Source organism: Pseudomonas sp. 14P_5.3_Bac1 (genome assembly GCF_025466135.1).
GTDB lineage: Bacteria > Pseudomonadota > Gammaproteobacteria > Pseudomonadales > Pseudomonadaceae > Aquipseudomonas.
Window position 1 is genome coordinate 15,335 of the sequence record NZ_JANLOF010000010.1, and the last position, 17,000, is coordinate 32,334.

Annotated in this window: 21 protein-coding genes; 13 read left to right on the forward strand and 8 right to left on the reverse strand. The window is 62.2% G+C overall.

Annotated features, from left to right (window positions below; genetic code table 11):
* Nucleotides 1-60: 60 nt before the first annotated feature.
* The 3 genes from rnd (at nucleotide 61) to NTD89_RS02585 (ending at nucleotide 2,523) form a co-directional block, all read left to right on the forward strand.
* Nucleotides 61-1,194, forward strand: a complete 1,134-nt coding sequence (gene rnd / locus NTD89_RS02575) for a ribonuclease D (protein WP_262206361.1) — start codon at nucleotides 61-63, stop codon at nucleotides 1,192-1,194.
* The gene (locus NTD89_RS02580) at nucleotides 1,191-1,484 is read left to right on the forward strand and encodes a YcgL domain-containing protein (RefSeq protein WP_145162981.1); all 294 of its coding nucleotides are present in this window, start codon (nucleotides 1,191-1,193) and stop codon (nucleotides 1,482-1,484) included. The genes rnd and NTD89_RS02580 overlap by 4 nt, the downstream gene beginning before the upstream one ends.
* 106 nt (nucleotides 1,485-1,590) lie before the next feature.
* Nucleotides 1,591-2,523, forward strand: coding sequence for a D-2-hydroxyacid dehydrogenase (locus NTD89_RS02585; RefSeq protein ID WP_262206363.1), 933 nt, complete (start codon nucleotides 1,591-1,593; stop codon nucleotides 2,521-2,523).
* Between the two features lie 106 nt (nucleotides 2,524-2,629).
* On the opposite strand, the gene NTD89_RS02590 is transcribed toward NTD89_RS02585, so the two are convergent.
* Nucleotides 2,630-3,214, reverse strand: coding sequence for a nitroreductase family protein (locus tag NTD89_RS02590; RefSeq protein ID WP_242194000.1), 585 nt, complete (start codon nucleotides 3,212-3,214; stop codon nucleotides 2,630-2,632).
* A gap of 154 nt (nucleotides 3,215-3,368) precedes the next feature.
* Between NTD89_RS02590 and NTD89_RS02595 the strand changes: the two genes are divergently transcribed.
* Nucleotides 3,369-3,818: a YcgN family cysteine cluster protein gene (locus tag NTD89_RS02595; RefSeq protein WP_262206365.1), complete on the forward strand. Its 450-nt coding sequence runs from the start codon at nucleotides 3,369-3,371 to the stop codon at nucleotides 3,816-3,818.
* A gap of 13 nt (nucleotides 3,819-3,831) precedes the next feature.
* On the forward strand, nucleotides 3,832-5,052 hold the full coding sequence (locus NTD89_RS02600) for a hypothetical protein (protein ID WP_262206367.1): 1,221 nt from the start codon (nucleotides 3,832-3,834) through the stop codon (nucleotides 5,050-5,052).
* Nucleotides 5,053-5,197: 145 nt separating this feature from the next.
* Here the strand turns inward: NTD89_RS02600 and NTD89_RS02605 are convergent, their stop codons facing one another.
* From NTD89_RS02605 to NTD89_RS02615, 3 genes are all read right to left on the reverse strand, one after another.
* A complete protein-coding gene (locus NTD89_RS02605) occupies nucleotides 5,198-5,548 on the reverse strand; it encodes a DUF2892 domain-containing protein (protein WP_262206368.1) in 351 nt (116 codons plus the stop codon).
* Between the two features lie 67 nt (nucleotides 5,549-5,615).
* A complete protein-coding gene (locus NTD89_RS02610) occupies nucleotides 5,616-6,083 on the reverse strand; it encodes an RNA methyltransferase (protein ID WP_003189607.1) in 468 nt (155 codons plus the stop codon).
* A gap of 161 nt (nucleotides 6,084-6,244) precedes the next feature.
* Nucleotides 6,245-6,619 (reverse strand): YajD family HNH nuclease, encoded by a 375-nt coding sequence (locus NTD89_RS02615; RefSeq protein ID WP_003210675.1) that lies wholly within the window; start codon nucleotides 6,617-6,619, stop codon nucleotides 6,245-6,247.
* Between the two features lie 151 nt (nucleotides 6,620-6,770).
* On the opposite strand from NTD89_RS02615, the gene NTD89_RS02620 reads away from it, so the two are divergent.
* A complete protein-coding gene (locus NTD89_RS02620) occupies nucleotides 6,771-7,691 on the forward strand; it encodes a ParB/Srx family N-terminal domain-containing protein (protein ID WP_262206370.1) in 921 nt (306 codons plus the stop codon).
* 127 nt (nucleotides 7,692-7,818) lie between these two features.
* Here the strand turns inward: NTD89_RS02620 and NTD89_RS02625 are convergent, their stop codons facing one another.
* A complete protein-coding gene (locus NTD89_RS02625) occupies nucleotides 7,819-8,505 on the reverse strand; it encodes a spermidine synthase (protein ID WP_058411058.1) in 687 nt (228 codons plus the stop codon).
* Nucleotides 8,506-8,583: 78 nt separating this feature from the next.
* Here NTD89_RS02625 and NTD89_RS02630 point away from each other — a divergent pair, with 78 nt between their 5' ends.
* Nucleotides 8,584-8,868, forward strand: coding sequence for a hypothetical protein (locus NTD89_RS02630; protein ID WP_106576962.1), 285 nt, complete (start codon nucleotides 8,584-8,586; stop codon nucleotides 8,866-8,868).
* Here the strand turns inward: NTD89_RS02630 and NTD89_RS02635 are convergent.
* On the reverse strand, nucleotides 8,865-9,338 hold the full coding sequence (locus NTD89_RS02635; RefSeq protein WP_262206372.1) for a cyclic nucleotide-binding domain-containing protein: 474 nt from the start codon (nucleotides 9,336-9,338) through the stop codon (nucleotides 8,865-8,867). The two genes, NTD89_RS02630 and NTD89_RS02635, sit on opposite strands and share 4 nt — an antisense overlap.
* A gap of 70 nt (nucleotides 9,339-9,408) precedes the next feature.
* Nucleotides 9,409-11,463, reverse strand: a complete 2,055-nt coding sequence (locus tag NTD89_RS02640; RefSeq protein ID WP_145162997.1) for a S9 family peptidase — start codon at nucleotides 11,461-11,463, stop codon at nucleotides 9,409-9,411.
* Between the two features lie 21 nt (nucleotides 11,464-11,484).
* On the opposite strand from NTD89_RS02640, the gene NTD89_RS02645 reads away from it, so the two are divergent.
* The 3 genes from NTD89_RS02645 to NTD89_RS02655 are packed head-to-tail and all read left to right on the forward strand — an operon-like array spanning nucleotide 11,485 to nucleotide 13,382.
* Nucleotides 11,485-12,021 carry an MFS transporter gene (locus NTD89_RS02645; RefSeq protein WP_262206374.1) on the forward strand — a complete coding sequence of 179 codons (537 nt, stop codon included), beginning with the start codon at nucleotides 11,485-11,487 and terminating at the stop codon, nucleotides 12,019-12,021.
* A gap of 30 nt (nucleotides 12,022-12,051) precedes the next feature.
* A complete protein-coding gene (locus NTD89_RS02650; RefSeq protein ID WP_262206376.1) occupies nucleotides 12,052-12,828 on the forward strand; it encodes a class II glutamine amidotransferase in 777 nt (258 codons plus the stop codon).
* 11 nt (nucleotides 12,829-12,839) lie between these two features.
* A complete protein-coding gene (locus NTD89_RS02655; protein ID WP_262206377.1) occupies nucleotides 12,840-13,382 on the forward strand; it encodes a DUF2937 family protein in 543 nt (180 codons plus the stop codon).
* A 109-nt stretch (nucleotides 13,383-13,491) separates the two neighbouring features.
* Here the strand turns inward: NTD89_RS02655 and NTD89_RS02660 are convergent, their stop codons facing one another.
* Nucleotides 13,492-14,412: a LysR family transcriptional regulator gene (locus NTD89_RS02660; RefSeq protein ID WP_262206378.1), complete on the reverse strand. Its 921-nt coding sequence runs from the start codon at nucleotides 14,410-14,412 to the stop codon at nucleotides 13,492-13,494.
* A gap of 189 nt (nucleotides 14,413-14,601) precedes the next feature.
* Between NTD89_RS02660 and NTD89_RS02665 the strand changes: the two genes are divergently transcribed.
* The 3 genes from NTD89_RS02665 to NTD89_RS02675 are packed head-to-tail and all read left to right on the forward strand — an operon-like array spanning nucleotide 14,602 to nucleotide 16,954.
* Entirely contained in the window at nucleotides 14,602-15,342 is a 741-nt protein-coding gene (locus NTD89_RS02665) for a 5-oxoprolinase subunit PxpA (RefSeq protein ID WP_262206379.1), read from the forward strand.
* Nucleotides 15,339-16,043 (forward strand): 5-oxoprolinase subunit PxpB, encoded by a 705-nt coding sequence (pxpB, locus tag NTD89_RS02670; RefSeq protein WP_262206380.1) that lies wholly within the window; start codon nucleotides 15,339-15,341, stop codon nucleotides 16,041-16,043. Before NTD89_RS02665 ends, pxpB begins: the two co-directional genes overlap by 4 nt.
* Nucleotides 16,040-16,954: a biotin-dependent carboxyltransferase family protein gene (locus tag NTD89_RS02675; RefSeq protein WP_262206381.1), complete on the forward strand. Its 915-nt coding sequence runs from the start codon at nucleotides 16,040-16,042 to the stop codon at nucleotides 16,952-16,954. Before pxpB ends, NTD89_RS02675 begins: the two co-directional genes overlap by 4 nt.
* Nucleotides 16,955-17,000 lie beyond the last annotated feature (46 nt).

Below are 17,000 nucleotides of genomic sequence, written 5' to 3' on the forward strand. Positions count from 1 at the left end.
GGATGCTCGCAAGCGTCTTTCGCGATATATACTGCGCGCCATTCTTCAAGGGAGAGCCGTGTGGCCATCGATATTCACTGGATCTGCGACAACGATAGCCTCGGCCAGCATTGCGCCGAATGGCAGCAGTTGCCATTCGTCGCCCTCGACACCGAATTCATGCGGGTCGATACCTTTTATCCCATTGCCGGGCTGATCCAGATCGGCGATGGCGTACGCGCTTACCTGATCGACCCTCTGACCATCGACAATTGGCAACCCTTGGCCGCCTTGCTGGAAAACCCGGCGGTGATCAAGGTGGTGCACGCCTGCAGCGAAGACCTGGAAGTGTTGCTGCGCCTGACCGGCAGCCTGCCGGTGCCGTTGTTCGACACCCAATTGGCGGCGGCTTACCTGAACCTCGGTTTCTCCATGGGCTATTCGCGCCTGGTGCAGGCCGTGCTGGATATCGATTTGCCCAAGGGCGAAACCCGCTCGGACTGGCTGCAGCGGCCGTTGTCCGAGACCCAAGTGAGCTACGCCGCCGAAGACGCGGTGCACTTGGCCGAGGTCTACATCCGCCTGCGTCCGCAGCTCTCAGACGACAAATACGCCTGGGTGCTGGAAGACGGCGCCGAGTTGGTCGCCAACCTGCGCCGCGAAGTCGACCCCTACGAGGTGTACCGCGACGCCAAGCTGGCGTGGAAGCTTTCCCGCGCCCAGCTCGCCGTGCTGCGTGAACTGTGCGCCTGGCGCGAGCAGCAGGCCCGTGCCCGCGACCTGCCGCGCAACCGCATTATCCGCGAACACTCGTTGTGGCCCCTGGCCAAATCCCAGCCGGACAACCTTGCCGCGCTGGGCAAAATCGAAGACATGCACCCGCGCACCGTACGTCAGGACGGCCAGTTTCTGCTGGACCTGATCAAGCGCGCCGGCAGCGTGCCCATGGACCAATGGCCGCCGGCGGTTGCCGAGCCGCTGCCGGTGGACGCCGCCACGCTGATCAAGCATCTGCGGGCCTTGGGCCAGGCCGAAGCCGAACGCCTGGACATGGCGCCGGAACTGATGCTGCGCAAGAAAACCCTCGAAGCCCTGGTCAAAAGTGGCTACCCCGATGGGCCTTATAAATTGCCAGACTCGCTGCGTGGCTGGCGCCGCGAGTTGATGGGCCAGGCGCTGCTCGACAGCCTGGCCACTGCCGGAGAACAGCCTTGAAACGTATTTGCTCCATCTACCGCAGCTTGAAAAAAGACGGGATGTACCTCTACGTGCTCAAAAGCGACGCGTTGGAGCGTGTGCCGGAACCGTTGATGGCGGCCTTCGGCAAGGCCCATCTTGCGTTCGAGATGATCCTGACGCCGGAGCGCAAGCTGTCCCGCGAGGACATCAGCGTGGTCCTGGAAAACCTCGACAAGCAGGGCTACCACCTGCAAATGCCACCGGCCGAGGATGAGTACATCGAACACTTGCCCGAAGAGCTGCTGCGCCGCAACGACCCGATGTGATCGGTCAGTGCCCAACCCGGGCACCTTCTTCAATGCAAACGTATTCGTTGGCGGTGGCCGTAAGGATGCGGGCGGCCGTCTGCAGTGTTTTTGAAAGGTTTGAACCATGCGTGTTCTGATTGCTGAACAGGATTACCCGCTCTACGCCAAGCTGCTGAGCGAAGCGGCACCGGACCTTGAGGTGCTGACCAGCGGCGACTCGGCCGAACTGTCGCGCCTGGCCGCCGATTGCCCGGTATGGCTTGGCCAGCCGGATCTGCTTGCCACCCTGTTGCGCCAGGGCCACCAGCCGCAATGGCTGCAATCGACCTGGGCGGGCATCACGCCGCTGCTGGCCGATGGCTTGCCACGCGACTATCGCCTGACCCGTGCGGTGGGCATTTTTGGCCAGGTCATGGCCGAATTTGTACTCACCTACATGCTCGGCCACGAGCGCGAAGTGCTCGCGCGGCTGGTCAGCCAGGTTGAGCGCAAGTGGGACAACCGCATGGGCCAGAGCCTGGCCGGGCGCAAGGCGCTGATCGTCGGCACCGGCGATATCGGCCAGAGCGTTGCCGATTTTCTGCTGCCGTTTGGCGTCAAGCTCTACGGCATCGCCAGCACCGCGCGTGAGCAGGCGCCGTTTATCGAAGTGGCCGGGCTGGATCAACTGGGCCGTCTGGTGGGCGAGGTGGATTACGTGATCAACCTGCTGCCCAACACGCCAAACACGCATGATTTGTACGATGCGGCGTTGTTCAAGCAATTCAAGCCGACCGGCTTGTTTATCAACGTTGGTCGCGGCGTGGCCGTGGTTGATGCTGACCTTGTCGAGGCGCTGAAAGAAGGGCACCTGGCCGGCGCGGTGATCGACGTGTGCCGCCAGGAACCACTGCCGCAACGCCATCCGTTCTGGACCGCGTGGGGGCTGCTGCTGACCGGGCACAGCTCGGCGCCAACCTCGCCGGGGATGATGGTGGAGTTGTTTGTGCAGAACCTGCGGGCGTATCAAGCCAAGCAAGCGTTACGCGGAGAAGTAAGCTTCGAACGCGGTTACTGATGTGGGAGCGGGCTTGCCCGCGATAGCGGTGTGTCAGTCAAGGATGCAGTGACTGACCTTGCGCTATCGCGGGCAAGCCCGCTCCCACAGGGGATATCAGCAAGGCTTACAGGCTGAAGTCGCCTTCGGACACCAGCTCGCTCAACGGCTTGCGTGGGCTTGGCGCTTCACGGCCCTGCAGGTACTCCGGCAGGCTCGACTTGTCGCCCAGCTTGCCCACGGCCACCGCCGCGTGCAGCGCGTAGCCTTCAGGAATCTTCAGTTCTTTGCGGGTCAATTCCTGATCGAAACCGGCCATGCCGTGGGTGTGCCAGCCGCTCAGGCTGGCTTGCAACGCCAGGTGGCCCCAGGCCGAACCGGTGTCGAAGGTGTGCCACAGCGCCGGGGTTTCTTCGCTGGCGCCGGGGGCGGTGAAGTCGGTTTTTGACGCGATGATCACCAAGGCCGACGCATGCTGCGCCCAGGTACGGTTGAATTCATTCAGCAGGCCCAGGAAGCGTTCCCAATCCGGCGTGTCACGGCGCGCGTAGAGAAAACGCCAAGGTTGCGAGTTGTAGGCCGATGGCGCCCAGCGCGCGGCCTCGAAAAAGCTCAGCAGGGTGTCTTTCGGGATGCTCTCGCCGGTAAAGGCGCGAGGCGACCAGCGTTCGGTAAATTGGGTGTGGATCGGGTAGTCGGCAACGCGTGTCATGGGGCAGTTCCTGAGGTGCGATTCGGCGTTCAAAGCTACTGCGCGCCCACTGCACTGACAAGTGTTGTTACACCGCCAGTCGCAAGCGCTTGGCCCCAGAGGCCTTGGGCACTAGACTGGCGGCCTTTTCACCGACCGATACTGATGTAGAGCCATGGCCGCTAAAGTCGAACCTTTCTGGATACGCAAAACCCTTGAACACCTCGACCAGAAGGAGTGGGAGTCGTTGTGCGACGGCTGTGGCCTGTGCTGCCTGCAAAAGCTTGAGGACGAGGAGGACAACAGCGTTTATTACACGCGCATTGCCTGCAAACTGCTCGACTTGAACACCTGCCAGTGCACCGATTACCCCAACCGCCGCGCCTCGGTGCCCGACTGCATCCAGCTCACGCCGGGCCAGGCCGACCAGTTCAAGTGGTTGCCGCCAACCTGCGGCTATCGCCTGGTCAGCGAGCGCAAGGACCTGCCGCTGTGGCACCACCTGGTCTGCGGCGACCGCGATGCAGTGCACCACGAACGCATTTCCCAGTCCGGTCGCATGCTCGCCGAAGGCAGCGTGCCCGAAGACGACTGGGAGGATTACCTGATCTTCCGCGCAGGCTGAAAAAGGAGTGTGTATGACGGTGGCAACCAAGCTGGCGGCCTCTTTTGTGTTGCTGGCGCTGAGCCTGCCCGCGTGGTGCGCGAAGAAAGTCGACCTCGACTACCACGTCAAACTGCTGCCCCAGAGTGATCAAGCCGAGGTGCGTGTGAGCCTGTCCCAAGGCTCGGCGGTGCGCAGCCTGAATTTCGACCTGGGCCGCGACGGTGATTACAGCGACTTCAAGGCCGATGGCCAGTGGACGGTCACCGGCAACCGGGGCCTGTGGCAACCCAGCGCCGACAAGGCCAGCCTGAGCTACCGGGTACGCCTGACCCACGCGCGCAAACCTGGCGTGTATGAAGCGCGGATGACGCCGAGTTGGGCGTTGTTCCGAGGCGAAGACCTGGTGCCGGCTGCACGGCTAGACCAGCAGGACGGCGTCGAGCTGGTCTCGCGCCTGGCGTTCGAGTTGCCGGCAGGCTGGAAAAGCGTCGAAACCGCCTGGCCGCGCATCGGCAAGTACAAATTCCGCATCGACAACGTTTCCCGCCTGTTCGATCGGCCCACCGGCTGGATGCTCGCCGGCACCCTCGGCAGCCGTCGTGTGCGCCTGGGCGAAACCGAGGTCACCGTGGCCTCGCCCAAAGGCCAGGCCATGCGCCGCATGGACGTGCTGACGCTGCTGACCTTCGTCTGGCCTCAAGTGGAGGCCGCGTTTCCGCGTCACCCGGCCAAGCTGCTGGTGGTGGGCGCCAGCGACCCGATGCGCCGTGGCGTGTTTGCGTCGCGCGACTCGGTCTACCTCAACAGCCGCACCCCGCTGGTCAGCGAGAACGGCAGCAGCGCGTTGATCCGTGAGGTGGTGCAGGCGATCGGGCGCTTCAATGATCACGACACCAGTGACTGGATCAGCGAAGGGCTTGGCGAGTATTACGCCATCGAGCTGCTACGCCGCGCGGGCGGGATCACCGATGAGCGGTATGCCGCGATTCAGGCGCGCTTGAGCAAAGAGGGCAAGGACGTGACCACGTTGCGTGGTGAGCACGTCAACGGCGCGACCGTCGCGCGGGCGGTGGTGGTGTTGCAGGAGCTGGACCGCGAGATCCGCGTGAAGACCCACAACAAGCGCTCGCTGGATGACCTTGCGCAGGCGGTGATGCGCGCGAACAGCATTACGACGGCGGAGTTTGTGCAGTTGGCCGACAGTGTGATCGGCGAGTCGTCGGTGGTGTTGGATAGCAAATTATTGCGCTGAGCTTAGGCCATACACAAAGCCAAAATGTGGGAGCGGGCTTGCCCGCGAAGGCGGTGGATCAGTCAGCACACCTGTCGACTGATACACCGCCTTCGCGGGCAAGCCCGCTCCCACATTTAGATCTCCAACAGGTTGGAGAGGGGCGTCAGCCGGTGGTTTTGGTGGTTTTTTCAGCGGCGACTTCGGCCTTGGTCTTCAGGTTTTTCAGCTCTTCGCCCGCGCGCTCGATTTTGGTACGCACGCTGTTCATTTCCTGGCGGCCCTGTTCCAGCTTGTCTTTGAGCGAGCTGCGCCCGGTCACGCCGCGCACCAGCGCCACGCCACCAATCGCCACCTGGATGAGCCCGAAGATCCCGCCACGGCGCAGGCCTTTGCCAACCATCATCACGCCACCGGCCACCGAGCCAATGCGCTCCCAGCCGTGCACGTTTTGAGGCGGTTGGGTTTCAAGCGGCGTGTGTTCGATGATAGGTCGCAGGATTTTGCTGTCGCTCATGATCTGTCTCCAACAAGGCAAGTGATATGTAGCTGACTGCTTGCAGGCGCCGGATGTTCCCAAAAAATCAGTACTTGGGGCCCGAGCGGGTGTTGTTGCCCTTGGCCAGGCGATCGTAGAGCACCACGTTGACAGTGGCGGCGAGGTTCATGCAGCCGGTGGTCGGGATGTACACCACGTCTTCACACCAGTCGCGAATCTCCTTGTCCAGCGAGCCGTCTTCGGGGCCGAAGATGTACAACGCGCGATCAGGATGGGTGTATTCGGGCAGCGGGCGGGCGCCTTCGACCAGCTCCACGGCGACCGGGATGCAACCCAGCGGCAGGATTTTTTTCAGGTCGTCGATGCCGATCAGCGGAATGTCGTGATGGACCTTCTTGGTGTCGGTGATGAAATCCCGGGCGCGCTCGTAACGCACGCCGGTGTAGAACACCGAGGCCACGCCGTAGCAGCCGGCGGCACGCATCACCGAACCGACGTTTTCGGGGGATTTGGGGTTATACAGACCGATGCAGCTGTAGCGTTTATTGCCCACGGGGAAGGGTGCCTTGGAGAAAAACGGCGATTATACGGCTTGGGCTGTTGGGTTGCTTGGGCGATCGCTATCGCGCGCAAGCCCGGCTCCCACAGGGGAATGCGTTCCAAATGTGGGAGCGGGCTTGCCCGCGAAGAGGCCATAACAGGCAACGACGAACCTCAGTCGTCTTTTTTCATCAACCCGGCCAACGCCGCAAACGGGTTGTGTGTGGCCTTGGCAATCGTCGGGCTGCTGGTGGAGCCTTCGCCGAAGTACTGCTGGTCGGTGTAGCGCGAGTGCTCGTTGTCGTGGCAATACAGGCACAGCAACTCCCAGTTGGAACCGTCCTGGGGGTTGTCATCATGGTTGTGATTGCGATGGTGCACGGTCAGTTCGCTCAAGCGCTTGCCGGCAAATTCACGCGCGCAGCGGCCACACACGTGCGGATACATCTTCAAGGCTTTGTCGCGATAGCCCATTTCCCGGTCACGCTGGGCATCGGCGAGGATGCGGTCCAGCTTGGCGGTGTGGGAGGGCGGGTTGGTCGAGCTCATCATGGCTCCTGGCTATTTGGGGGTTCACGGATAGGGTTGATTCTAGCCGCTTGCGGGGTAAATGACTGCTGGCTTTTTCAGCTGCGGTACAGCCTTGCAGTGGCAATCGTTTGTAGTATCGGCTCACTTCATTCTCAAGGATCTGACACCAATGCGTTTATACACATGGACCGCAGCACTGCTACTCAGCGTCCTGGCGGCCCAAGCCCAGGCATTCTCCACGCCAAAGCCTGGCCAGATCATCGAGGTAGCCCTTGAACAATTGCACCCGACCCAGGCCGTCGTGGGCTTTGACCAGATTTACTACAGCCTGGGTCTGTTTGCCGACAAGCCGGCCAAGGTCTTCGACGAATACTGCGAAACCAACGGCCAGGGCGCGGCCGACAAGGTGCCCAAAAAGGCCGACCTGCACCAACCCGCCAGCTTCAGTTGCAAGGACCCGGTGGGCACGCATCCCGATGACATGAAAACCGTCGTGGTCGGCCCTGGTGGCCAGTTGTACCTGACCGACGGTCACCACAGCTTCACCACCTTGTGGGAAGTCCAAGGCGGCGGCCCGCAGCTGAACATGTGGGTCAAGGTGACCGATGATTTCAGCAACAGCCCCGACATGGCCACCTTCTGGCAGCGTATGCAAGCAGCGCGCAAGGTCTGGCTCAAGGGCGATCATGGCCAGCCGCTGTCACCGCAGCAACTGCCGGCGCACCTGGGCTTCAAGAACCTGCAGGATGACACCTTCCGCAGCCTGGTGTATTTCACCCGCAAGGCCGCCTACGGCAAGCCGGACGATGGCGCCGTCGCGCCGGAATTCCTGGAGTTTTACTGGGGCAATTGGCTGCGCACGCAGATCGACCTGAGTGCTTTCAACCTGAACAAGAAGGGCGGTTACAAGGACGCGATTGAAGCCGTCGCCCAGCGCATGGTCGGCTTGGCGCCGGGTTCACAGGTAGGCGATAGCGGCTTCACGGCCCATCAGTTGGGCGGCATGACCTCGTTGGATCAAGCCGAGCTGAAGAGGACTGTCGAGAAAAAAGTGCCGTATGTGATCGATTACCGCAAATCCCGAAGTTAACCCCGATCAAAAATGTGGGAGCTGGCTTGCCTGCGATAGCGGTATCTCAGTCAACATGTGTATCGACTGATGCGGCGCAATCGCAGGCAAGCCAGCTCCCACAGGGGATTTAGGGTGCCTGCGGAATTCAGCCCTTGAGTTTTTCGGCAATCCAGATGGTGTGCCGGGTGCCTTTGTTGCCATGGGCAAACACCTGCACTTCCTCAGCCTTGAAACCCGCCTTGCGCAGTTTGTCGCTGAACAGCTTGTCGGCACTGGCCGACCACACGGCCAGTACGCCCTTGGGGCGCAGGGCTTTGGCGCAGGCAGCCAGGCCGCCAGCCGAGTAGAGCCAGCTGTTGGCCTTTTGCGTAAGGCCTTCGGGGCCGTTGTCGACATCCAGCATGATCGCGTCAAAGCCTTGAGGCTCGGCCTGCAGCACCTTGGCCACGTCTTCCATGCGGATCACGGTGCGTGGGTCGAGCAGCGGGCGACCGGATTTTTCACCCAGGGGCCCACGGTTCCATTCCACGACGCCGGGCACCAATTCGGCGACCACCACTTCGGCCGTCTTGCCCAGATGTTTGAGCGCCGACGCCAGGGTAAAGCCCATGCCCAGACCGCCGATCAGCACCCGCGAACCCGGGCGCCCGGCGACTTTGCGGCAGGGAATTTCCGCCAGCGCGTCTTCGGAGCCGTGCATGCGCGTGTTCATCAACTGGCCGCCGTCACCGCCCTGGATCTTGATGACAAAATCCTCGCCGTATTCGAACAGGCACAAGGCACCGCCGTTATCGGGGATCGGAGTGGTGTCGAGCAGAACGAAACGTTTCATTGAAATCTCATTGGGAAGGGCATTCTTGCGCGGTTGGGAGTAGCCTTACGACATTCCGGTCAGGCCATGGAGCCATCGATGAAGTGCAGCATTCTAACGGTCATTGTGCTTGGCGCGCTCACATTGGGTGCGGCCCAGGCTCAGGAGGTGCAAACCGTTCCGGTCGCACCCGCGCCAACGCCCGGTGCGCCGGGGACACCGACACCAACGTTGTACCCGCAAGTCACACCGCCTGTGGCGCCCAAAGCCACCGCCAACGGTTCACCCGCGCTGGTGCCGATTGTGTTGCCAACGCCGCCCAAGGACCAGAGCGTGCCTGGCCTGCTGCAAAATGACAGCAAGCCGAAGACGCCCGGCGGTTAAAACGGTTGCGAGAGCAATTGCCCGTCGGCCATGCGCAGGCGTTTGGACAAGGCGATCGCAATCGCGCGGATGATCTTGGCCGCGATCCTGGGCGCTTCGTTGAGCATTTTTTCCAGGGAATCCTTGCCCAGGTTCAGCAGCACGCAATCACTGGCCGCCAGGCAACTGGCAGAGCGCCGCTCGCCATCGAGCACCGCCATTTCGCCAAACGCCCGCCCACTGCGCAGGGTGGCGATGGTCAGGCGCTGGCCTTCATGGTTGGTTTTCTGCACGGCCACCTGGCCGCTGTGGATGATGCACATGAACGAGCCGGCATCGCCCTCAACGAAGATCGCTTCGCCCTGGGCGATGCTGCTGATGTTGAAGTAGCCGGCGGCGACGTGAAAATCTTCCGGCAGCAAAGGGTCGAACAGCCCGCAGTCCATGAGCATGTCGCGGATTTCATTGTTCAATAAAGTTGGTTGAGGCATAGCTGCAATCTTGGTCCATCAATCAAGTAGGCGGTCTGTGTGTTCAGACAGGACCGCCGTCCTAAGTTCCTTAAATCAAGCCCAGCGCCTTGAACACAAATGCATATTCGAGCGCTACATCACGTAATCCCTGATAACGCCCGCTCATGCCACCATGGCCGGCGCCCAGTTCGGTCTTGAGCAGCAGCAGGTTGTCGTCCGTCTTGGTGTCGCGCAGTTTGGCCACCCACTTGGCCGCCTCCCAATACTGCACGCGGCTGTCGTTGTAGCCGGCGATCACCAGCAGCGCCGGGTAGGCCTGGGCGCTGACGTTCTCGTACGGCGCGTAGGCCTTGATGCGCTCGTACACCTCTGGTTCTTCAGGGTTGCCCCACTCGTCATATTCGGTGATGGTCAGCGGCAGCTCCGGGTCGAGCATGGTGTTGAGCACATCGACGAACGGCACTTCGGCAATCGCCGCCTGGAACAGCTCCGGGCGTTGATTGAGCACCGCGCCGATCAACAGGCCGCCGGCACTGCCGCCGCTGATGGCCAGTTGTTTGGAGGTGGTCAGGCCCTCGGCGATCAGGTGCTCGGCGCAGGCGATAAAGTCGCTGAAGGTGTTCTGCTTGTGTGCCTGCTTGCCGTTGCGGTACCAGGCTTCACCCAGTTCGCCGCCGCCGCGTACGTGCGCGATGGCAAACGCCACGCCACGGTCCAGCAGGCTCAGGCGCGCGTGCGAGAACCAGGGGTCGAGGCTGTGGCCGTAGGCGCCGTAGCCATAGAGGTACAGCGGCACCGGTTTGCCCAGCTGGTCGCGTTTGACCACCAGGCTGATCGGCACCTGGGTGCCATCGGCAGACGTGGCCCACAGGCGTTGGCTGACGTAGTCGTCGGCGTTGAACACGCCGAGTACCGGCGTTTCCTTGAGCACGGCTTGCGCGCCGCTCGCCAATTCCAGCTGGCGCACCTGGGCCGGACGGTTCAGCGCTTCATAGCGCAGACGGATTTTGTCGCTCGGGAATTCCAGGCTGTTTTGCACATAAAGGCTGTAGGCGGCGTCGGGCAATTCGACGCGATAGGCCGGCACGTCCTGAGGGTGCACTTCGATCACCGGCAGGCCGCCGATGCGCAGGCTCAAGGTCATCGCGCTGGCATTGAGGCTCACGCCGTCGAGCATCACTTCGTCGCTGTGCGGGATCAGGTTTTGCCATTGATCTTCGGTGGGCACGCTGCCGGTGTCGGCGGCGACGAACAGCGCGTAGTTGATACCGTCGCGGTTGCTGCGGATAAACCAGGTCCACTCGCCGTTGCGCTGGCCGTGGTCGACATCGTATTCGTGGTCTTCGACCCGTGGCGCCAGGCAAGTGAAGTCGAGGTGCGGCTGGTTGGCGTCCAGCGCCCAGATTTCACTGGTGGTCTTGCTGCCCAGGGCCAGCAGCAATTGACGTTCGGAACTGGAGCGGTAGCAATGCAGGAAGAAACGTCCGTCAGGCTCGTGGAACACTTCCTGCGCCGCCGTGCCATCCAGGCGGTAGCGATACAGTTTGTGTGGGCGATGGGTGTCGTCCAGTTCGCCGAAGAACAGGGTCAGGCTGTCATTGGCCCAGGTCATGCTGCCGTCGCAGTCCTGAAACTCCAGTTCGCTGACTTTGCCGTTAGCCAATTCCTTCACGTACAGGGTGTAAATTTCTTCACCGCTGGTGTCCAGGCTGTAGGCCAGGCGCTGGTGGTCGGGGCTGATGCTGAACGCGCCCAGCGAGAAAAAGCCGCCGTTGGCGAGTACGTTGGGGTCGAGCAGCAATTCTTCGCTGCTGTCGTCCACAGTGTTGCTGTCATCTGCCGGGCGGCGGCAGCGGTAATGGCGGGCGTATTCGTCACCGGCGGTGGTGCGCGTATAATACAGGTACGGGCCCCACGGCGAGGGCAGGGACAGGTCGGTTTCGAGAATGCGGCCCTTGATCTCGTCGAACAGGGTGTCGCGCAGCGCCTGCTGATCGGCGAGTTGCGCCTCCTGCCAGGCGTTTTCGGCTTTGAGGTAATCGAGGACTTCAGCCGTGTCACGCGCTTGCAGCCAGGCGTACGGGTCCTGGCCTTCGGCCTTGCGGGCAATCGGGGCGGCAGTGATGTGGGTCGATGAAGGCATGGATCGCTCTCTGTCTGGCGGATGGTGGCAGGCATTGCAGCCGAGACACGCAAAAGCCGTTATCATAGCCGCCTGTTTGCCTACCTTGCCATGGACACCATGACCGAGAACGACTATCTGACCGCTTGGGGCCTTTACGCCTTCGCCGCTTTGGGCTGCCTGTTGGTGTGGTGGCGCATGACCCGCTGGATCTGGCGCTGGCTGCGCGAGCCGCTGCAGTTGCTGATGGCGGTGCTGCTGTTCAGCCCGACCATCGTCGATCCGGTCAAGACCCAGTTCGCGCCGGCCGTGGCGATCACCGCGTTGGATCTGGTGCTGCATGTCGGCAATAACGCCTGGCGGGCCATCTCCGATCTGTTCATGTACACGATGATCGCCTTTGGCGTGTATATCGTGTTTGTGCTGATCCGCTGGCCCATCGAGCGCGCCGCCAACGCCCGGCGTGAGCGCAAGGCCGCTGTCGACGCCGCCCTGGCTGCCGAGACGGTTGACGAGGACGACGAGCCGTTCCATCGCCCGGCGCCTGCCAGCGGAATGCGCGTCGAACCGCGCCTTTGACGTCGTCCGCCCTGCAGCGAGAGCCCTGGCATGTGTGAATTATTGGGCATGAGTGCCAACGTCCCCACCGACATCGTGTTCAGCTTTACCGGGCTGATGCAGCGGGGCGGGCGTACCGGCCCCCACCGCGACGGTTGGGGCATCGCGTTCTACGAAGGCCGCGGCCTGCGCCTGTTTCAGGACCCGGCCGCCAGCAGTGAGTCGGAAGTCGCGCTGCTGGTGCAGCGTTATCCGATCAAAAGTGAAGTGGTGATTGGCCATATCCGCCAGGCCAACGTGGGCAAGGTGAGCCTGGCCAATACCCACCCGTTCGTGCGCGAGCTGTGGGGCCGCAACTGGTGTTTTGCCCATAACGGCCAGCTGGCGGACTTCAACCCGCGTGCCACCTTCTACCGGCCGGTGGGCGATACCGACAGCGAAGCAGCGTTCTGCGACCTGCTCAACCGTGTGCGCGAAGCCTTCCCCGAGCCGGTAGAGATCGAACAAGTGCTGCCGGACCTGATTGTCGCCTGCGCCGAGTACCGCAGCAAAGGCGTGTTCAACTGCCTGCTCAGCGACGGTGACTGGCTGTTTTGCTACTGCTCGACCAAGCTGGCGCAGATTACCCGGCGCGCACCGTTTGGCCCGGCGCGCTTGAAAGATGTCGACGTGATCGTCGATTTTCAGGCCGAAACCACGCCAAATGACGTGGTCACTGTGATCGCCACCGAGCCGTTGACCGATAACGAAAACTGGACCCGCTACGAACCGGGCCAATGGAGCCTGTGGCGACGCGGTGAATGCGTCAGCCAGGGCATTACCGAGTAAGGATATCGACCATGCTGCTCAGTTATCTGCGGTTGGTGCTGTTTGCCATTGGCTTGTTGGTCGGTGTGCAGCTGCCGGGTTTCATCAACGACTACGCCAAGCGCGTCGAGGCCCACCTGATCGAGGCCCAGACCGGCCTCAGCGGGTTTGAAAGCACCGCACGGCAGTTCTTCAACGGTGATTTGCAGGCATTGGTGGCGCATTACCGTGCCAGTGATGATCCGGTGTTCCAGAGCGACGCCAACAGCCTGGGCACCCTGCTTGATCGCCAGGTGGCGTTGGACAAGCAATTCCAGGCCATGCAAGGCCCGTGGTACATCCGCGCCCTGCAGGTGGCGGTGGCCGCGGACCCGGCGATTCGCCTGGAAACCTGGAATGGCTACAGCTATCAGATCCTGCTGACGCCGGAGGCGATGGGCTGGGGCCTGGGCGGGGCGATGCTGTTGTCGTTCGGCATTGAATGCCTGTTCCGCTTGATTGACTGGGTGGTGTTGGGCGGCAAGCGCCTGCGCCAGAGCCGGCCGATTGAAGAGCGAGACCTGAAGGGGCTCTAAAACTCAACTTGGTCAACTGTGGGAGCTGGCTTGCCTGCGATAGCGGTGGGTCAGCTTGCCCATCTGCCACGGATACACCGCTATCGCAGGCAAGCCAGCTCCCAAGGGTTTAATCCGATTTCGTCAGAACCATATTCGCTTCGCCGACCTCTTCGGCATAGCGGGCCACCACCTTCTGGCACAGCCCGACAATCTCCTCAACCAGCTCAACACCCACCCGCCACGACACCACCACCTGCAAATTCGGCAGCTTCTGCCCCATCGGCAGCATCACCAACTCCCCGCGCGCCAGTTCCTCGCTGACCAGCACCGGCGGCAGTGCGCCAATCCCGAAGCCATCGCGCAGCAGGCGGGTAATCGCCGACACCGAATTCACGCAGTTCATGCGCGGTGCGGCGACGCCGTTGGCCTGCATCAGGCTCAGCACGTCCTGGTGCGGGTGGGAGTTTTTTGAGTAGGTGATGATGCGCTCCTGGGCCAGTTCGGCGAGGGAGGCGTAGTCGCGGTTGTAGAGGGAATGGCTGGCGACGATCCAGGCCATCGGGTGGCTGGCCAGTTCCAGGCTGCGCACGGTTTCCAGGCGCAGCAGGTCGGTTTGCAGGATCAGGTCGAGGAAACCTTTTTGCAGCTGATCGCTGAGGTTCAATGCGGTATCGGCGACCAATTCGATTTCCACCAACGGAAAGTGGTCCATCAATTCGGCCACCAAGGGGCTGAGCCAGGTGTGAATCACCGTGTCCATCGCGCCGATGCGAATCCGCCCGACCTTGCTGCTGGTGGTTTCCAGTGACTGCTTCAAGCCCTGCATGGTCACCATCATCTGCTCGGCGTAATCGAGCACCTTCAAGCCTTCCGGGGTCAGGCTCACGCCGCGTGAGTCGCGTAGAAACAGCTTCACACCCAACTCGCTCTCGAGCACGGCAATGCGGCTGGAAATCGAGGCCTGGGTGGTGAACAACTTCTCGGCGGTCAGGCGAAAGCTCTTGAGCTTGGCCACCCAGACGAAGGTTTCGAGGAACTTCAAATTCATGGGATCAACTTTTCTTATGCATGGATCGGTTTTTATTAGTTGGACGCCGCGCCGGGCAAACGCCAAAAATCGAGCTATTCCACGATAAGCGTCGTTGGGGTGTGAGGACAAGTTGCCAGTTCTGTACGAAAAATCCCACACTACAAAAAATACAACGCCTGAAAAACAACGCCTGGAGGAGCACCCACCGTGAGCCGTCTGCTATTGAATTGCGACATCGGCGAAAGCTTTGGCAACTGGACCATGGGTCTGGACGCCGAGGTCATGCCGTTCATTGATTGTGCCAACGTGGCGTGTGGCTTTCATGCCGGCGACCCGAGCATCATGCGCAAGACCGTCAGTCTGGCCTTCAAGCACGGCGTGCAAGTGGGGGCGCACCCGGCGTACCAGGACCTGCAAGGCTTCGGCCGCCGCTCCATGGCCTACACACCGCAGGAAATCCAGGACCTGCTGCACTACCAGATCGGCGCCCTCGACGGCATCTGCCGTGCGCAAGGCGGGCGGGTCAGCTACGTCAAACCCCATGGCGCGATGTACAACGACATGATGGCCAACCCTGCGCAATTGCGCGCAGTGATCCAGGCCGTGGCCGCGTATGGCGACCTGCCGCTGATGCTGCTGGCCACCCACGACAACAGCGCGGCCCAGGCCTTGGGCGATGAGTACGGGGTGACCTTGTGGTTCGAGGCTTTTGCCGACCGTGCCTACGACCACAAAGGGCATCTGGTCTCGCGCCAGTTGCCGGGCGCCGTGCACCATGACTCCGAAACCATCGTGCAGCAGGCCCTGACGATTTCCCGCGGCGACGCCCTGACCGCCAGCGATGGCAGCGCCTTGGTGTTGCAGGCCAACACCTTGTGTGTGCACGGCGACAACGCCAGTTCGGTGGCCGCCGTGAAGCGTATCCGCGAGGCGCTGAAGCCAGCATGAAGCCACGCATTGAAGTGGTGGCGATCGACTGCCTGATGGTGCGTCTGTTTGATGTGATTGCCGAAGCCAACATGCCGTGGATGCTCGCTGCCACTCAACGTCTGCGCGAAGGTTTTGGCCCAGCGTTGGTGGACCTGGTGCCGTCCTACACCACGCTGATGGTGCATTACGATCTCACCGCGTTGAGCCCGGCGCAGGCCAGGGAGTTGATCGGCCAGGCGCTGGCCGACCTGCAGCCTCAGGCCCAGGGCAGCGGCCAGCGTCACGTGTTGCCGGTGTGGTACGACCTGAGTGTCGGCCCGGAACTGAGCTTGCTCAGCCAGCGCAGCGGTCTGTCGGTTGAAGACGTGATCCGCCGCCACAGTGCCCATGAATACCAGGTGTTCGCCCTCGGCTTTGCCCCCGGTTTTGCGTTTATGGGGTTGGTGGACGAAATCCTCGCGACGCCGCGCCTGAATACCCCGCGAAAGCGCGTGGCGGCTGGCAGCGTCGGCATCGCCGAGCGGCAAACCGCCGCGTACCCGGTGGTCTCGCCCGGTGGCTGGAATCTGATCGGTCGCACTCCGGCCAAGCTGTTCGACCGCGAACGCGACGGTTACAGCCTGATGCAGCCCGGCGATACGGTGCGTTTCGAGGCGGTCGGCCACGCCGAATTTATCAACCTGGGTGGCGATGACACGCCGTTGGAGGCGCAGGCATGAGCCGCTTGTTGATCGAGGCCAGCACGCCGCTGTGCCTGTTGCAGGATGCCGGTCGCTTTGGCGTGCGGCACCTGGGCGTGACCCAGGGTGGCGCGCTGGACTGGGTGTCGATGTCCTGGGCCAACTGGCTGCTGGGCAACGCGCTGGATGCGCCGGTGGTGGAAATCACCTTGGGCGGGTTCACCGTGCAGGCCGAGGAGTATTGCTTGCTGGCATTGGCCGGCGCGGATCTGGGCGCGTACATCGATGAGCGTGCGATCAGCCCGGGACGCAGCTTTATCCTGCAAAAGGGCCAGCGTTTGCGCTTTACCCAGCCGTTCAATGGCGCGCGGGCCTACCTGGCGGCGCCAGGCGGCTTTGATGCGCCGCAGGTGCTGGGCAGTTGCGCCACGGTGGTGCGAGAGGAATTGGGCGGGCTTGACGGTTTCGGCAAGGCATTGGTCGAAGGCGGGCGGTTGATGTATTCCGGAACGGGCGGTGCGATGAAGGTGTTGAGTAGCGCGGATTTGCAACCCGCTGCGCCACTGGACGTGATAGTCGGCGCACAAATCGGTCAATTCAGCGGCCAGAGTTTGTTCGATGCCTTCAACACCGAATGGGCACTGGACAGCCGCGCCGACCGCATGGGCATGCGCCTGCTGGGCACGCCGTTGCAGTATCAGGGGCCGTCTTTGATCTCCGAAGGGATTCCGCTGGGAGCGATCCAGGTGCCGCCGGATGGGCAGCCGATTGTGTTGCTCAATGATCGGCAGACCATTGGCGGCTACCCGCGTTTAGGCGCGTTGACGCCCTTGGCGCTGGCGCGGCTGGCGCAGTGTTTGCCGGGGGAGAAGGTGCGCTTGGCGCCGGTGGTGCAGGAGACAGCGCATCGCCAGCATGTGGACTTTTTGCAGCGCTTCAGCGAAGGCTAACAATGTAGGAGGGGCTTGCCCCCGATAGCGGTCTTTGAGTGCCAAA

Coding starts and splice junctions, on each gene's coding strand:
- NTD89_RS02620 (WP_262206370.1), top strand. CDS start 6,771: ATGCGTTTATACACATGGACCGCAGCACTGCTACTCAGCGTCCTGGCG.
- NTD89_RS02655 (WP_262206377.1), top strand. CDS start 12,840: ATGCTGCTCAGTTATCTGCGGTTGGTGCTGTTTGCCATTGGCTTGTTG.
- NTD89_RS02660 (WP_262206378.1), bottom strand. CDS start 14,412: ATGAATTTGAAGTTCCTCGAAACCTTCGTCTGGGTGGCCAAGCTCAAG.
- NTD89_RS02650 (WP_262206376.1), top strand. CDS start 12,052: ATGTGTGAATTATTGGGCATGAGTGCCAACGTCCCCACCGACATCGTG.
- NTD89_RS02635 (WP_262206372.1), bottom strand. CDS start 9,338: ATGCCTCAACCAACTTTATTGAACAATGAAATCCGCGACATGCTCATG.
- NTD89_RS02585 (WP_262206363.1), top strand. CDS start 1,591: ATGCGTGTTCTGATTGCTGAACAGGATTACCCGCTCTACGCCAAGCTG.
- NTD89_RS02640 (WP_145162997.1), bottom strand. CDS start 11,463: ATGCCTTCATCGACCCACATCACTGCCGCCCCGATTGCCCGCAAGGCC.
- NTD89_RS02645 (WP_262206374.1), top strand. CDS start 11,485: ATGGTGGCAGGCATTGCAGCCGAGACACGCAAAAGCCGTTATCATAGC.
- NTD89_RS02605 (WP_262206368.1), bottom strand. CDS start 5,548: ATGAGCGACAGCAAAATCCTGCGACCTATCATCGAACACACGCCGCTT.
- NTD89_RS02590 (WP_242194000.1), bottom strand. CDS start 3,214: ATGACACGCGTTGCCGACTACCCGATCCACACCCAATTTACCGAACGC.
- NTD89_RS02625 (WP_058411058.1), bottom strand. CDS start 8,505: ATGAAACGTTTCGTTCTGCTCGACACCACTCCGATCCCCGATAACGGC.
- NTD89_RS02675 (WP_262206381.1), top strand. CDS start 16,040: ATGAGCCGCTTGTTGATCGAGGCCAGCACGCCGCTGTGCCTGTTGCAG.
- NTD89_RS02595 (WP_262206365.1), top strand. CDS start 3,369: ATGGCCGCTAAAGTCGAACCTTTCTGGATACGCAAAACCCTTGAACAC.
- NTD89_RS02600 (WP_262206367.1), top strand. CDS start 3,832: ATGACGGTGGCAACCAAGCTGGCGGCCTCTTTTGTGTTGCTGGCGCTG.
- NTD89_RS02630 (WP_106576962.1), top strand. CDS start 8,584: ATGAAGTGCAGCATTCTAACGGTCATTGTGCTTGGCGCGCTCACATTG.
- NTD89_RS02615 (WP_003210675.1), bottom strand. CDS start 6,619: ATGAGCTCGACCAACCCGCCCTCCCACACCGCCAAGCTGGACCGCATC.
- pxpB (WP_262206380.1), top strand. CDS start 15,339: ATGAAGCCACGCATTGAAGTGGTGGCGATCGACTGCCTGATGGTGCGT.